This is a genomic window from Caldithrix sp. (assembly GCF_056497305.1).
The window spans coordinates 40,227-56,327 of record NZ_JBSMDE010000013.1; the positions used below are offsets into that span (position 1 = coordinate 40,227).

Genomic DNA, 16,101 nt, shown 5'->3' on the forward strand with positions numbered 1-16,101 from the left:
CGTCTTTTAAGTAAAATATTTGATGAGCAATTTGATTAATTTCCTCTTGAAATCTGTGTATGGTGGGTACACCCATTTTAACGGGCTGACTTTACCCTGGCGCAGCACGGCGCGTTCGTAGGAAAAGGCTCGAAAACCATAAAATCCGTGAGCGTTGCCAAAACCGCTTTTCTGAACACCTCCGAAAGGCAGATTAAGGTGGAGGTATTGCAGGAGCGCATCATTGATGCAAACGCCGCCGGAATCGGCTTGAGCCATGATCTGATCAACAAAGGTTTTATCGTGCGAAAAAATGTAAACGCCCAGCGGACGATCGAATTGATTGATCAACTCAAGGGCTTGATCTACGGTATTAAAAGGAATCATAGGGAGAATGGGGCCAAAGATTTCTTCGTTCATCAGGTGATTATTAAAGGAATGGATTTTAACCAGGGTTGGCGCTATGAAATTTTGTTGCTCGTCCTGTTCGCCGCCTAAAATGATTTCATCATTACCTGTAGTAACCTCCTGGAGCATCTTTTGCAGGCGTTGGAAATGCTGTCCGTTATTGATACGGGCGTAGGCAGCCTCTAATTTTTGCGCTCGATGCTGTCCGAACATGTGCGAAACTTCGGCTTTGAGTAATTCAGCAAAACGATTAAAAACCGCCTGATGGACGAGGACGTAATCCGGAGCGATGCACGTTTGTCCACTGTTTAAGTACTTGTAAAAAGCCACTTTTTGCGCAGCATCTTTTAGATTGGCGCTCTGGTCGATGATGACCGGCGACTTACCGCCCAGCTCCAGGGTTACGCTGCTCAGATGTTTTGCCGCAGCTTCCATTACGATTTTACCCACCCTGGCAGAACCGGTAAAAAAGATATGGTTAAACGGTTTTTGCAGCAGGGCCTGAGCGATCCGGTAATCTCCCAAAAAAACAGCGACTTCCTGAGGTTCAAAAAGCGATTCGATCATTTCTTTGATCAGTTGGGCGGTGTGAGGTGCTAATTCTGAGGGTTTTACAACAGCACAATTTCCGGCGGCAATGGCCGAGATCAGCGGAACGACACACAAATGGAAGGGGAAGTTCCAGGGAGAGATGATCAGAACCAGGCCGCGGGGCTCGTAGCGAATCCAGGAGCGGGTGGTAATCATGGCCTTGGTGCGCTTTACTTTGCGTGGTTTCATCCATTGTTTCAAATGCCGAAGCGCGTGACGTACTTCGGCCAGGGCAATAAAAATTTCGGTGAGTTGCGTTTCTTCAAAAGGCTTTTTAAAGTCGTTGTACAGAGCCTGGCCAATGTCCTCCTGGTGGGCAATGATCCATGACTCGATCTTTTTCAGGCGCTGTTTTCGCGCTTCCAGACTCTGGCAGTGGGTTTGTTTGCGCTGTTGAAGTTGCAGATCAAAAATTCGGTCGATCTCATTAAGGGCACTGGTCATGTTATCTGCCATGTTTAAAATCCTTTAGTTGTTCATTTAAGAAAAAAATCATTCATGCTGAAGATCAGCCTTCCAGAGGTTCACGATGTTCCAGCCAGTTCGTTGGAATTTTGCGGCCCATGAGGGCGGCCAATCCGCCGACAATGGCGCAGGTTGTGTCCATGTCGCCGCCGGCAGAAACCGTTTGCCACAAAGCCTGTTCAAAATTATGGCCCTGGTGGGCAACCATCCACAGGCAAAAGGGAACCGTATCCTGGGCAGAAACACGATGCCCGGTGCCCAGCGCTTCTACCGCGTAGTCGAAATCTTCTGCAGCAATTTTGCTGGCCAGCAACAATTTCTCTTTTACTTCGCTTTCGGGCGTCCATTCGGCAATCATGCTCATGAACACCGATGCCTGAAAATTCTGTTCCTGCGCAGCCAGAGCAGCGCCCAGAGCCACCGCAATGGCACCGGCCTGTCCCTCGGAATGCGCATGGGTAACCATGGCCGATTTGCGCGCTTCTTTAACCACCCGTTCCAGATCATGATGGAAAAAGGCGCCCAGCGGAGCCACGCGCATGGCTGCGCCATTTCCGAACGAGCCGCCATCGAACAGTTTGGGCGTTAGTGCCCGCCAGTCTCTCCCCTCGCCTATTTTTTTCAATAAATGGGAAGCGCCCCAGCCGTAACCGCGCCACGGTTCCCTAAGATAACGGTAGGCAAACTTTTTGATCAAAGCATCCGGATCGATGGTCCCCTGTTCCTGCAACATCTCCACAATAGAAAGCGTCATGTGCGTGTCATCGGTCCATTTCCATTCGCCGGGAGGTAAAGCGCTGGCATTCAGATATTTTCGATTGGCTGAATTAAAAAATTGCTGCCCGAATGCATCGCCAACCGAAAGGCCTTCTAAGCTTAACATCATCAGGCGGAGGTTGTCTTTCATGATTGCCCCCCATTGGCTCCTTATTATTAATAAATTGCATCAGGAATGGATTCAATGCAAGTTGGGATCTGCAAGAACGGGGGCCAGGAATCTTCCGCGAAGGTGTCATTCCGGCCGAGCATAAGCGAGAGCCGGAATCTCTTCAATCATGTATGGGATTCCTCTCACGAGCCCTCACCACCAAACAAAAATTGGGAGAGAGAGAAATTTAGTCTGGAAATGTAGGGCTCGAGCTAAAGCTCGTGTTACGTTGCGTCTGTAAATTGTCTGCAAATGTAAGTCCCGCTGAATCGGGATTCAAAATGACATGCCGGCACAGGCCTTCAGCGCCTGGGCACAATTCGCCCTTTAACAAAATAATTCGTAATTCGTAATTTTTAATTAAAATTGTTTGCCTGTCCGGCTGGCCAGACGGGCCTGTCCCCGAGGATCGGGATTTCTGCTTCGCTCCAAACGGCTGCGCCTGCCAGGCGGATGCTCTTTGTGGCTGCTTAAATCCCTGCGGAAATGTTTTTGGTTGCGGCTTTGCTGCCATAGGAATTTTTGTTCAAAGTGCAGCGTTTTTTACAATACACGTTTCAACATTCAGGAGGAAAATATGATTACCTTAACCAATAGAGCGATCCATAAAGTAAAACACATTATGGATCAGGAGCAGCTTCACGGCCAGTTTTTGCGAATCGGCGTCAAAGGAGGCGGCTGTTCGGGCATGACCTACGCCATGCATTTTGATTCGCAGCAAAAGGAGAACGACCAGCTTTTTGAGTTTGATGAGGTAAAAGTGGTCGTTGACTCCAAGAGCCTGGTCTATCTGATCGGGGCCACCATCGATTTTACGGATGGTTTAAATGGTTCAGGATTCGTATTCCATAATCCAAATGCCAGGCGTTCTTGTGGCTGTGGCAGCTCATTTGCCGTTTAAATGCCAATCTGCAAAGTTTAAAGCCCTCTTCACAAATTGACGTGGGGAGGGCTTTTATTTTTACAAATGTAACAATTTTTTTTAAATTCCAAAAAAATTAATATATTCTGTTCTTTTACAGGAGTTTTGAGGATGAAATACAAAATAAGATACATTGGCGATCCCATTTTGCGGAAAGTTGCCGAACCGATTAAAGAGTTCGATGAAGAGTTGAAAAAATTAGCCAGAGACATGATCGAAGTAATGCATGTTGAAGACGGCATCGGTCTGGCTGCCCCGCAAATTGGCATTTCCAGACAAATCATTGCGGTGGATGCTTCTGAATTGGTGGATGACGAATACCCCAGAGTATTCATTAATCCCCAGATTCTGGAGTCATCCGGAGAATGGGTCGTAGAAGAAGGCTGCCTGTCCATTCCGAATGTCCGTGAAGAAGTGCGCCGGCCTGAAAAAATCCTGCTCAAATATCAGGATGAGAACGGAGAGTTGTTTACTCAGGAATTTGACGGATGGCTATCCAGAATTTTGCAGCACGAAATTGATCACTTAAACGGCATTTTATTTGTGGATCGGATCAGTCCGATACGCAGAAATGTATTAATTGCTCAGAAAGTAATTCCCGAAACCTATTAATCAGAAAGGATCTCGTTTTGTTCCAGATTGCAACGGTTTCAGAGTTTGGCTTAAATTCCCACCTGCTCATTATCCTTTTGACCGAAAAATTTACCAAAAAACGGAAGAAAGATTTTTCTGTTTTCCCCTCCTGTATTCAAAAAGATCTGCAGTGGTTCTTTAGCGAAGTAAAGGATTTTAAGGGAAAATTCAAAGAGACGCTTCTTTTTTATCCCCGGTTTTCCAAAAGTGTGGAGCGCGTGATGTTCATCGGAGTAGGCGATTCCTACGAAATCGATCCGTACAAATTTCGTGAGGTCGGTTACTTAATTGAGAGTAAACAGCGAGATATTAAGAGTCGCCGTAATCATATCTTTCTTGGAAATTTGCCTGTTTGCAATCAAAAGATTATTGAACACCTTACAGAAGGCATCCTTTACAAACAATATGTGTTTGATGAATTAAAGAGCGAAGCAAAACAGAATCACATTGAACCACGCTACATCTATCTTTGTGGGAAACATGAATATTCTCCCAAATTCAGGCAGGGCGTCATCAAAACCAGAAAGCTCATGTCCAGTGTCTATCTGGCGCGCAATCTGGCCAACATGCCGGCCAATATTGCCACACCGGCTTACATCAAAGATCTGGTTGTTAAGCATTTCAAAAATTACAATCATTGCACGGTAGAAGTTTTTGATCGTGAAAAACTTGAAGCGATGGGCATGCAGGCCATTCTGGCCGTAGCACAGGGTAGTCAAAATGAACCCTATTTACTGGTTATTAAATATCAACCGCCGGAAGCCAAAAAAACAGTGGCCCTGGTAGGAAAAGGTGTAACCTTTGACACCGGAGGGATTAGTATTAAGCCGGCGGCTAACATGCACGAAATGAAATTCGATATGTCCGGCGCGGCAGCGGTTATTGGTGCTATGGATTTTATTGTGGGCCAAAAAGGTCATATGAATGTTTTTGCCGTGCTGCCTCTGGTGGAGAACATGCCTGGCGGCCGGGCCATTCGTCCCGGCGATGTCATTAAATCTTATTCCGGCAAAACCATCGAAATATTAAATACCGATGCCGAAGGGCGCCTCATTCTGGCCGATGCTTTGAGCTACGCTGCCCGTACCTTTGAACCTGGCCTGATGATCGATTTTGCCACATTAACCGGAGCCTGCGTGGTAGCGCTTGGCGATAAACGAGCCGGTCTGTTTTCCAATTCGGAACCATTACGCCAGGCCCTTTTTGAAGCCGGCGAGGATTCAGGCGACCTGCTCTGGCCCATGCCCATTGATGCCATTTACCACAAAGATCTGGAAAGCGATATCGCCGATATCAACAACATCGGAAGCCGTTGGGGGGGCGCGGTCACGGCCGCTAAATTCCTGGAATTTTTTGTGGAAAAACGCCCGTGGGCCCATATCGATATTGCCGGTACGGCCAATGATGTGAAACACATCGATTTTTTAGGTAAAGGGGCTACCGGCTTTGGCATTCGGTTGTTGGCCGCAGCCTTTAAAAAATTAAATCGACTGGCCTGAAAAATTTTTTGAGTAATTGAACCATTCATAGCCCCCGGAAAACCATTCATTTTGAAACAGATGGGGGATTAGGTGTCCGTCTTCAGAGAAGAAAATGGGATGGATGGGGGCACTGGTTTAACTTGCAAACGATTTTTACATGTTCAGTAAATTTTAACAAAGGAAAATGCCATGCTTTCTTTGGGGGAACAGATCGTTTTAGTCATTGCTCTTTTTGTTTCACTCTTTTTGTCTTACAAAACATTTGCCAGAATGGTGCGGGTTGTGCAAAAAGGCCAGGGAAGCCTGACGGTTGAGCAAGTGGGCCGTCGGTTTTTTACAGCTTTAAAAGTATTGATTTTGCAGAGCACAGTGTTAAAATCCAGATTCTGGTTGAGTGTGTTGCATGCCTTCATCGCCTGGGCCTTTATCCTCTATTTTCTGGTCAATTTGAACGATCTCATTCAAGCCTTTGATGAAAATTTCATGTTATTCGGGCACAATATGCTTGGCCACTGGTACCATTTATTTGTCGATATCTTCAGCTTCCTGGCTGTGTTGGCCATGGCTGTGTTTTTAATCCGACGTTTTATTCTAAATAGTCCCCGTTTGCAAATCAGGGACAATGTCAAACTGTTGCCGGAAGTTAATGCCGGTATTAAACGCGATTCTCTGATTGTCGGTCTGTTTATCATGCTGCATGTTGGTTTTCGCTGGATCGGCCAAAGTTTTTACCTGGCTCATGGAGGGGGCGATGTCTGGCAACCAGGAGCCTCGCTTCTGGCTCATCTGTGGCAGGGAATGTCGCCTGAACTTTTAACCGTTTTTCACCATGTGAGCTGGTGGCTGGCTATTGGTTTGATTTTAGCTTTTGTTCCCTATTTCCCGTACAGCAAGCATGCTCATCTTTTCATGGGCCCGATCAACTTTTTCTTTAAAAAGCGTCTGGATGGTTATGCCTTGTTGGAACCCATCGATTTTGAAGATGAGGAAGCCGAGCAGTTTGGGCAGGCTACTATGGCGCATCTGGAAAAAGGACAGTTGATTGACGCCTATGCCTGCATCATGTGCAACCGCTGTCAGGATGTTTGTCCGGCTTACACCACCGGAAAAGAATTAAGTCCCTCGGCCCTGGAGATTAATAAACGTTATTATCTAAATCGGAATGCCGGGCAGTTTCTGGATAATGAGCAGGAATTACCGCCCTTTCTGGAATTTGCGCTTAGCGAATCGGCTCTATGGGCCTGTACTACCTGCGGCGCCTGTGTGGAAGTGTGCCCGGTAGGTAATGAACCGCTTTACGATCTGCTGGGCATTCGTCGCGATCGTGTGCTGATGGAGTCGCAGTTCCCCAAGCAGTTGCAGAATGCCTTTGTGGGCATGGAGCGCAACGGCAATCCCTGGAATATGAACAAGGATCGACTGGCCTGGAAAGAAGCCGATCCGCAGTTAAAGGTACCTACAGTGCAGGAAAATCCCGATTTTGAAATCCTCTATTGGGTAGGCTGTGCTGGAGCATTTGATCAAAAAGGGCAACGCATTGCCAGGGCTTTTACCAAAATCTTAAACGCTGCCGGGGTGAATTTTGCCGTTCTGGGCAACGATGAAAGTTGCACGGGCGACAGCGCACGGCGTGCTGGCAATGAGTATTTATTTGCCATGCTGGCTGAGACCAATGTTGAAAATTTAAACAAGGCCGGTGTTAAGAAAATTGTAACCACCTGCCCGCACTGCCTGCACACTTTGAAGAACGAATACCCGCAGTTTGGCGGCCATTACCAGGTAGTGCACCACAGTCAGTTCATCAGTGAATTACTTTCATCAGGGAAATTGCAGGTGAGTCAGGAGCAGATCGATGGACTTACCTTTCACGACCCCTGTTATCTGGGAAGGCATAACCGGGAATTTGAAGCGCCTCGTACCATTTTAAACGCCGTGAACAAAATAACGCTCAAAGAGATGGAAAATAGCCGTGAAAACAGTTTTTGCTGTGGCGCTGGCGGAGCTCAGATGTGGAAAGAGGAAGAACCGGGCCAGGAAGCGGTGCGGCGCGCCCGGTTAAAACAGGCTCAGGAAATCGATGCCCGGATGATTTCCACAGCCTGTCCTTTTTGCCTGACCATGCTCACGGATGCTTCCAATGAAAGCGGAGCGTCTGTTGAGGTAAAAGATCTGGCTGAAATTGTAGCCGAACGCCTGTGAACTGGGTGGATTTCCGAATAGGCTGATGGGACACCGTTGTGCAAAGTACCTGTCGCGCGTTCTTGCTGTTAAATCCGTCTTCTAAAGCCTTTGCCTAAAACCTCGTGAACGGTGTTGATGATAACAAAAGCCGAAGGATCAATGTCTTCGATCAGTTCGGTGAGTAGCGTGATCTCTTTTCTGGATACAACGGTCAGTAAAACATCGCGGTCGATGTTTTTGTAAAGACCGCGCCCATGGAGAACCGTGGCTCCGCGACTCAGACGCTTTATGATGACTTCCGCAATTTTGTCATTGTGATCCGAAATGATCAGAGCCGATCGGGCATAATCAAATCCATCCAATACAAGATCGATCAGGTGCGACGAAATAAACAGCAGAAAAAAGGCGTACAGAGTCAGAGCAAAAGCCGGTTTATCTCCGGCCAGGTCTTTTAAATAAATGATGATCCCGGCAAAGCTGATGACAAAAAAATCGATCATCATGATGGCCATGCCTGGTTTAGCACCGTAGCGTTTTTGTAAAATGGCCGCTACGATGTCCGAACCTCCTGTCGAGCCCTTAAACTTAAAAATGATGCCCAGGCCTACACCCAATAACACCGAGCCCAGCAAAATCAAAAAAAAGAAATCGTGTTGAAGCAGGTGTTGAACCGTAGCACTCTGATTGAGTCCTTTGTAATGCAAGCCAGGAAATTCTCCTCTGAACAGATCAATCAAAAGGGAGGAAATCGTAAAGCCATAAAAGGTTCGGGCTCCAAAGCGCTTGCCCAGTTCCTTAATGCCCCAGAGGTACAGTGGGATGTTGAAAAGCCAGATTAAAGTACCCACCGGCAATCGTCCACCGCTTAAATAGTGAAAGGCCATGGAAAGGCCGGAAACGCCGCCAGGTACAACACGCGCATCGACCAGAAAGACGCCAATACCCAAAGCCATTAAAATGCCACCGATTGTAATAAAAAAATAATCGGTAAAAACCGAATGTTTAAAAAACTTTCCCATTACATATTCTCCAGATTTAAGATTTAAAAACGGCAAGTTTAAGAATTAATTCACACGAAGTCAATTGTATTTAGGGAAGGGATAAAAAAAAGGGGATTTCCTCATCCCCATGTATCTGGAACAAAAGGCTCTAATCCTTCAAATTGTGGAGTCCTTCCGGGAATCGTAGTTCCATCGTCATGCGATAGGGCGAAACATTTACGCGAAAATTTTCATCGGTATGGAAAAGAATATCACCCTCACGTAAGTTTAATCTTTTTAATATTTCCTTGATATTTTCAACGATCAGTTCCAATTCTCTTTTTTCCATAGCACCCCCTTTCATCCTCAATTTCCATGCTATTTGATGAAAAAAGTTTTTGCAAAGATACAAGGTAAATCTCGTTTTTCACACACGCAAAATAGGAGTGAAATATTAGGTTTTTGTTAATTTTTTGTAAAAAGTTGGGAAGATTTTAAAGGGAAGATGGTTTCTGTCGATATCATAATTTTGACAAATAGGAAGTATTGAAGAAGTTATGAGCTTTAGAAACCTGATTTCCTGCTTGGTGATTTCGATTATTTTTGGCCCTTTGTTTTCACAAAACGCGTACTTTTTTAAGCACTTAACCACACGCGACGGCCTTTCGCAAAGTTCGATTTTATCGATTGCCCAGGACAAGCAAGGCTTCATGTGGTTTGGCACCATGGATGGGCTCAATCGGTTTGATGGGTACTCGGTTAAAGTGTATCGAAAGAAATTTAAGACAACCAGCAGCTTGCAAAATAATCGTATTAACGACCTGAAGGTGGATGAAGATGGAAATATCTGGATTGCGCATGATCAGGGCATTGATAAATTAAATCCGCTGACCGATTGTTTTACTAATTTCAAACAGCCGCAGAACGTTTTGCAAATCGAATTTGTTAATCGTGAGCAACTTGTAGCCTGCACTTTAAATGGACTGTTTTTTTTGGATTTAAAAAGTGGACAAACCAGCCTTCTTAAATCGAAATCTCATGTACCGGGTGTGCTTAAAAAAGTTGGTCATAATTTACTGTTTTTTCAGGGAAATCAAATTTATCGCCTGCAAGGCAGACAATTGAACCATTGGTTAACCCTGCCGGATGTGAACGCTAAAGTCGTAGATTTACTCAAGGTTAAATCGGACTATTTTATTCTGACCAAACATCAATTGATTCGATATGATTCGACTACCAAAACATTCCATGGATTAACGGATGAACTGAAGTCTAGGCTAAAAGGTAAAGTTCCTTTTTTCAATACGATGTTGAAATTGAGTATTCCACAAATCTGGATTGGCAGTAACAACGGGATTATTATTTACGATCTTAAAGATCAAACTTTCCAGGAAATTACCACCGATTTGCCGAGTAATCTATCCAGCAAGAATATTCATAAACTATTTGAAGATGCCACAGGGGTTTTGTGGATTGGAACGTTCGATTCTGGCTTAAATTACCTGGATATTCAGCACCCTACCTTTTTAAATATACTACCTATAATGTCTGGCCAAAAAATATTGTCTGATCGGTTGGTTTACGCTCTTTTACCTGAGCCTGGTAACAAAATTTGGGTAGGAACCGATGATGGGCTGGATTGGCTTAATCTGGCGGACCATAGTGTTACACATTTCAAGCAGAAAGTGACTTTTTCCAGCAATCGTAATAGAGTGCTTGTTAAGGATAGTCGGGGAAATCTATGGATTGGCACTTACGATGGTATAAACTATCTTAATCCTGCAAATCAGAGTGTGCAGGTTTTTAGACCATATGAGCAGGCGGAACAAAACATTGTTTTAGACCTTCTATTTATTGATCCTGATCATTTACTGGTTGGCTTAAAAAATTCCGGCCTTTTTGTTTTTGATGTAACCAACGGGCGTTTTAGTGGCCCTGCCAGAATACTTCGTGGGGAACGTTCTATCACGGCCTCTGATCTGTTCGTTACTGACCTGAAAAAAGACGCGCAGGGGAATATTTATGTAGCAACCTATGGAGATGGCTTGTTTTACTATCGGGCGGACCAGAATGCATTGCAACCTGTGTTCAATACAGATGGGACGGATTTCGAAAAATGCAGATACCTTTATTGTATTTTTCCTGAAACGTCGGATAGAATTTGGTTAGGTACCTTTGGTCAGGGGCTCTATCTATTTAAAAAGAATGCCGGTACTTTGACTGGTTTATCGATGGAAAATGGTTTGCCAAACAATGTAGTGTATGGTGTTCTGAAAAGCTCGGAAAACAATTATTGGGTAAGCACCAACAAGGGTTTATGTTTAGTACATTTGAGAGATGCAGAATATCCTGAATTAAAGGTTCAGCGCATTTTTGATTTTAGCGATGGCCTACCGGATAATGAATTTAATTTTGGCGCCTATTATCAAACTGATGAAGGCTGGCTCTATTTTGGAACGGTAAATGGCTTTGTGTATTTTGATCCACGACAGATAAAACTGAATAAGATGCCTCCTAAAGTTATGATTACCGGAATTAAGGTGAATCATCAGCCGTTGACCCAACTCTTTTCTGCGAAGGAACGACAACAGATCTGGGAGAAAAAGCAACTCCATCTGAAAAACCATCAACACACTGTGGAGATTAGCTTTACAGCATTACATTTTGTCAATCCATTAAAAAATAGATTTGCCTACAGGCTGGAAGGCTTTGAGGAACAATGGAATTACACGGATGCCAGGCATCGTAAAGTTGTGTACAGAAGACTAAAAGGAGGGGACTATCGCTTTTTGGTAAAAGCCGCCAATGCCAATGGCATCTGGAGCCAGGAGATTGCCGCTTTACAACTCCACATTGACAGGGCCATCTGGGAGCGCGCCTGGTTCAAAATCTTTTTATTCCTATTGATCATTGGCCTGGGGTATGTGGCTCATCATTTCAGAACTTTACGTATACGGGAGCGCAATAAACTTCTCAACGAATTTAATCGCAAATTAAAGAGAGAGATCGAAGAAAAAAAGAGGATGATGGTCTCTCTGAATGAAACTCTGGAAAAATTTCAGACTATTTTTGAGAATGTGCCGGTGGGTGTTTTTTATATGGATCGGAAGGCCAATATTACGGAAGTCAATGAAAACTTTGTCAAAATTCTCGGCTCCTCGTATGATAAGCTTCTGGGGCTCAATCTGTTAACCGATATTAATGATGAAAAGCTCAAAGAAGCGGTTAAGAATGCCATGCAGGGCGAGACTGGCTATTATGAAGGGGAGTACACAACAATTACCAGTAACAAAACCCTGCCGGTGCGGGCCATTATCAGGGGAATCCATTCCATAGAAGAAGATATCGTTGGTGCGGTTGGTATTGTGGAAGACCTTTCAGGCGCTAAATTAGAGGAATTAAAAGAGTCCGTCATCAGGAATATTTCGCAAGCCGTGATTACCACCGAAGATATGGGACGTTTTTATCAGATTTTTGGTACAGAATTGTCTAAAATCATCGACACACAAAATCTGTTTATTGCGCTTTACGATGCTAAGCAAGAGGTGTTTACCTTTCCTTTAATGAAAGATGAGAAAGATGCATTCAAATCCGTCCCAGCCAGAGGCACACTCAGCCATCATGTAATTCAGCAGGGAAAACCATGTTTATTCAGAGAAAGGGAAATACGGGCCCTGATTGAAAAAAAAGTCATTAATCAGGTTGGAACTCTGGCCAAATGTTGGCTTGGTATTCCTCTACGCATCGAAAATCAGATTATTGGCGTCCTGGTGGTTCAGGATTATCAGCGGGAAGATGCTTTTACTCCAGAAACATTAAAGTTTCTGGAGGTAATTAGTTCCAGCCTGGCCGCCTCGATTCACCAAAAGCAAACGCGTCAGATTCTTTCTCTGTTAACAAAAGGAATTGCTCAGAGCTCGCTAAACCTTCTTATTGCAGACCGCCACGGTGATATTATTTACAGTAATCTTTATAGCAAGGACAGTATTTTTCAAAATTCATTAAACTTAAAAGACATTCTAAAACACCATTTAGAAGGCGATAGAGCATTTATTGACGAAAGTATTTCAAAGGGCCAAAAATGGAATGGCGAAGTGATGCGCAAATTCAGCGAAAACAACGTGCGCTGGGAGTATCTTTCCATTAATCCCGTGATCGAGCACAAACAGGTAACGCATTTTGTGGTTGTCATTGAAGACATCACCCATGCTAAAAAATTGCAGAACCAATTGCACCAGACGCAAAAGATTGAATCGATTGGTACCCTGGCCGGCGGTATTGCCCACGATTTTAATAATCTGTTGACGGTCATTAATGGACATGCCGAGATCGCTTTGTTGAAACTCAATCAAAATAAAAAGGTGCATTCCGATATCGTTTCCATTCTTCACGCCGGAAAGCGGGCAGCCAATCTAACGCGCCAGTTGCTGGCCTTTAGCCGCAAACAGATCTTCAAAGCCCAGCTTTTAAATGTCAATGATGTTATTCAATCGATGGAAAAAATGCTGCGCCGCCTGATCGGCGAAGATATTATAATTGAGATTGAACTGAGTCCTACTATTCCCATGATTAAGGCCGATCCCAGTCAATTGGAACAGGTGCTGTTGAATTTGATCGTAAATGCGCGTGATGCCATTAAAGAGCAGGAAAAACTAAGTAAAAAACAGTTAAAATTAATTACTATTAAAACAGAAAAGGTGTTTGTGGAAGAAACCGAGATCATTGGCGAAGATTTGGAAATCGGTTATTATGTGCAGGTTTCCGTAATTGATAGCGGAATAGGAATGGATGATGCAACACGTCAAAAGGTTTTTGAACCATTCTTTACTACCAAGGAGGTAGGTAAAGGAACTGGCCTGGGACTCTCAACGGTCTATGGTATTGTCAAACAAAACCAGGGCTTTATTAAAGTGGAGAGTCAGCCAGGAAAAGGTTCCAGATTTAGTGTTTTCTGGCCTGTGGCTCAGGAAATTGAGGTGAAAACTCCATCCAGAGACGAAGAGCAAGATGTGGCTTCGGGCCAGGGAAAGGTATTGGTCGTTGAAGATGATGAATCGGTTCGTGAATTCATGAGAGATATTTTGAAACAATTCGGATATACGGTGTTCTGTGCTACCAACGGCCAGGAAGGCGCAGAACAGATCAAGAAAATTAAAGACAAATTAGACCTGGTGATTACCGATATGATTATGCCTGAAATGAATGGTAATGAGCTGGCTGAAATAATTCATCTCCATCATCCGGAATCAAAAATCCTGTTTACTTCCGGTTATGCGGAAACCCATATTATTCAGAATGAACTGAACCATGATGGCACCTCATTTTTACACAAACCATTCACCATTGTGGAATTTACCCAGGCGGTAAAAAAGTTATTGGCCAATTAAGGATTTTACCAATCATCGCCCACTATGCCCCTCCCATTAAAGCAAGATGCCCCTTAGGGCAAACAGTATTGTGCTTCGATCTCTATTTAATTTGATTCCTTTGTCGGGCGCCCATTTTCTGTTTCATTTTTTGGCATTTAATGCTTAAATTGTGCGCTCAAAAATTTATGAAGAGGTTCAGACGTTTTATGAAAACACAGTTTCATTGTATTCCCTGTATTTTACGCCAGACGATCGAAACGGTCGATCTGGCCACTGAGCAGCAAGAGGTCAAAAGACAGATTGTAAATAAAGTGCTGGACTATTTAACCTCCGTTGATTTCAATGATCCCCCGCCGGTCATTGGCAAGCAGGTTTATAGCATCATTCATCAGTTGACGGGTAATCCGGATCCCTATCACGATCTCAAATTAAAATACAATCGGTTAGCGCTATCCTTTTATGACGATCTGTTAAAGATCATCTACCGCAATCCGGAGCCGGTACAGATGGCAGCCAAATTAGCCGTAGCGGGAAATATTATCGATTTTGGCGCGCAGGTGAGAGAGTTAGACCTTTACCAGACCATCCATTCTGTGGAAGAGCTTTTTTTCGAAATTAATGATTATGAAAAATTTATTGCAGATTTAAGCCGTTCCAGGAAAATACTGTATCTGGCCGATAATGCCGGTGAAATTGTCTTTGATCGCTTGTTCATCGAGATTTTACAACGCTACTATCCGGAGCTGGGCCTGGAGTTCACCGTAGCCGTGCGTGGCGCGCCCATCATTAACGATGCCACGCGTGAAGACGCCAAAATGGTTGGTCTGGATAAAGTGGCCAAAATCGTAGATTCCGGTGACAGCGCGCCGGCAACGGTTCTGGAAAACGCTTCGTCTGAACTGAAACAAGCCTTCCAGCAAGCCGACCTGATTATTTCCAAAGGCATGGGCAATTACGAAACCCTGGATGAGCGCAATGAACTGATCTATTATTTGTTACGCGTAAAATGCCCACAGGTGAGTCAGGTAATCGGTGCCAGAGAGGGTAGTCTGGTTCTGAAACGGAACGAAAATGTGAAAGACTGAGGCGGACCAGCCTTTTCCCAATTTGTAGCGCCACTTTCAATTATGAATTATTTTGTGAAAGGGCCGATTGTACCTTAATGAGGAAGGCTCGCGTGTGGTGTATTATTTCGAATTCCAGCGTCAAACGTAACTCGAGCTTTAGCTCGAGCCCTACACTGCCAGACTAAATTTCCACCTCTCCCAATTTTTGTTAAGTGGTGAGGGCTCGTGAGAGGAATCCCATACATGATTGAAGAGATTCCGGCTCTCGTTTATGCTTGGCTGGAATGACACCTTCGGGGAAGATGCCTGGCCATAAGATTTATCCGCTCTGTCCCGACGTAGTCGGGGCATCGGTAGAAATGACAGTTAGTGAGAGCCGGTGCTGCCTGTCATTCCGGGTACCCGATTTATCGGGTAGGAGAAATCCCCAATGCCTAACGTCTGTAATGAAATGTTCAGTTGGTCACCTGTTCGATGCCCGCAATCAGCTCTTCGATGTCGAATGGTTTTTCGATGTACAGGCTGGCGCCAATTTCCAGAGGATTGGGCTTAATGTGCTTAATTTCCACAGCACTGATCATAATGATGGGGATCTGGTCATCTAAAGATTTGATCTGCCGGATCAACTCAAGGCCGTTCAAGCCGAGCATTTTAAAATCCACCAGAATGCAGTGGGGCTTTTTTGAAGCCAGATAACCTTCCACCTTAAACGGATTGGAAAGGACATCTACCTTAAAGTTTTTCATTTCCAGAATGTTTTTTAAAGAATTGACAAAAACATAATCATCGTCAATGGCTAAAATGTGCTTCATGGCCTCACCTGACATTATTTAAATCTATCATTATTTAAATATGTTGTAAAAATGGAATATGATGCAAAAAATATTTTACGGAATTGAGCCGGAATGCTGCAATCGTCTTTCAAAAACCGGCTTTTCTCCATTGTGATGAGAAAAATCTTTGTAAGCAACTAAGGCAGCATAGCCGCAACCAAAAGTGATAGAAACTGTTTTAATCACAATTATATTTCGCGCAGATTTAGCAGATATTCGCAGAAATAATTTAAACCAATTCTTCAACACGTCCTCCCTAAAACA

General features: G+C 44.2%; 12 protein-coding genes. 6 read left to right on the forward strand and 6 right to left on the reverse strand.

Translation table 11 applies throughout. The features are described from left to right. Nucleotides 1–6: 6 nt before the first annotated feature. A complete protein-coding gene (locus tag ACWB0I_RS01125; RefSeq protein WP_479386188.1) occupies nucleotides 7–1,434 on the reverse strand; it encodes an aldehyde dehydrogenase family protein in 1,428 nt (475 codons plus the stop codon). Between the two features lie 52 nt (nucleotides 1,435–1,486). Continuing rightward, nucleotides 1,487–2,350, reverse strand: a complete 864-nt coding sequence (locus tag ACWB0I_RS01130) for an ADP-ribosylglycohydrolase family protein (RefSeq protein WP_479386189.1) — start codon at nucleotides 2,348–2,350, stop codon at nucleotides 1,487–1,489. A 598-nt stretch (nucleotides 2,351–2,948) separates the two neighbouring features. On the opposite strand from ACWB0I_RS01130, the gene erpA reads away from it, so the two are divergent. The 4 genes from erpA to ACWB0I_RS01150 all read left to right on the forward strand — a co-directional run bounded on the left by erpA (nucleotide 2,949) and on the right by ACWB0I_RS01150 (nucleotide 7,606). Beyond that, nucleotides 2,949–3,272 carry an iron-sulfur cluster insertion protein ErpA gene (gene erpA / locus ACWB0I_RS01135; RefSeq protein WP_479386190.1) on the forward strand — a complete coding sequence of 108 codons (324 nt, stop codon included), beginning with the start codon at nucleotides 2,949–2,951 and terminating at the stop codon, nucleotides 3,270–3,272. A 132-nt stretch (nucleotides 3,273–3,404) separates the two neighbouring features. Then, a complete protein-coding gene (gene def, locus ACWB0I_RS01140) occupies nucleotides 3,405–3,905 on the forward strand; it encodes a peptide deformylase (RefSeq protein WP_479386191.1) in 501 nt (166 codons plus the stop codon). Nucleotides 3,906–3,922: 17 nt separating this feature from the next. Next, nucleotides 3,923–5,425 carry a leucyl aminopeptidase gene (locus ACWB0I_RS01145; protein ID WP_479386192.1) on the forward strand — a complete coding sequence of 501 codons (1,503 nt, stop codon included), beginning with the start codon at nucleotides 3,923–3,925 and terminating at the stop codon, nucleotides 5,423–5,425. Between the two features lie 171 nt (nucleotides 5,426–5,596). After that, nucleotides 5,597–7,606 (forward strand): (Fe-S)-binding protein, encoded by a 2,010-nt coding sequence (locus ACWB0I_RS01150; protein WP_479386193.1) that lies wholly within the window; start codon nucleotides 5,597–5,599, stop codon nucleotides 7,604–7,606. Nucleotides 7,607–7,674: 68 nt separating this feature from the next. On the opposite strand, the gene ACWB0I_RS01155 is transcribed toward ACWB0I_RS01150, so the two are convergent. Together ACWB0I_RS01155 and ACWB0I_RS01160 are read right to left on the reverse strand one after the other, a co-directional pair. After that, on the reverse strand, nucleotides 7,675–8,607 hold the full coding sequence (locus ACWB0I_RS01155; RefSeq protein WP_479386194.1) for a YitT family protein: 933 nt from the start codon (nucleotides 8,605–8,607) through the stop codon (nucleotides 7,675–7,677). A gap of 130 nt (nucleotides 8,608–8,737) precedes the next feature. Continuing rightward, nucleotides 8,738–8,917 (reverse strand): hypothetical protein, encoded by a 180-nt coding sequence (locus tag ACWB0I_RS01160; RefSeq protein ID WP_479386195.1) that lies wholly within the window; start codon nucleotides 8,915–8,917, stop codon nucleotides 8,738–8,740. Between the two features lie 208 nt (nucleotides 8,918–9,125). Here ACWB0I_RS01160 and ACWB0I_RS01165 point away from each other — a divergent pair, with 208 nt between their 5' ends. Next, on the forward strand, nucleotides 9,126–13,955 hold the full coding sequence (locus ACWB0I_RS01165; protein ID WP_479386196.1) for a two-component regulator propeller domain-containing protein: 4,830 nt from the start codon (nucleotides 9,126–9,128) through the stop codon (nucleotides 13,953–13,955). A 188-nt stretch (nucleotides 13,956–14,143) separates the two neighbouring features. Beyond that, on the forward strand, nucleotides 14,144–15,022 hold the full coding sequence (locus tag ACWB0I_RS01170) for a damage-control phosphatase ARMT1 family protein (protein ID WP_479386197.1): 879 nt from the start codon (nucleotides 14,144–14,146) through the stop codon (nucleotides 15,020–15,022). Between the two features lie 437 nt (nucleotides 15,023–15,459). Here ACWB0I_RS01170 and ACWB0I_RS01175 read toward each other — a convergent pair whose 3' ends face one another. Together ACWB0I_RS01175 and ACWB0I_RS01180 are read right to left on the reverse strand one after the other, a co-directional pair. After that, a complete protein-coding gene (locus ACWB0I_RS01175; protein ID WP_479386198.1) occupies nucleotides 15,460–15,816 on the reverse strand; it encodes a response regulator in 357 nt (118 codons plus the stop codon). A 75-nt stretch (nucleotides 15,817–15,891) separates the two neighbouring features. Continuing rightward, on the reverse strand, nucleotides 15,892–16,101 hold a 210-nt coding region (locus ACWB0I_RS01180), incomplete at its 5' end, for a hypothetical protein (RefSeq protein ID WP_479386199.1).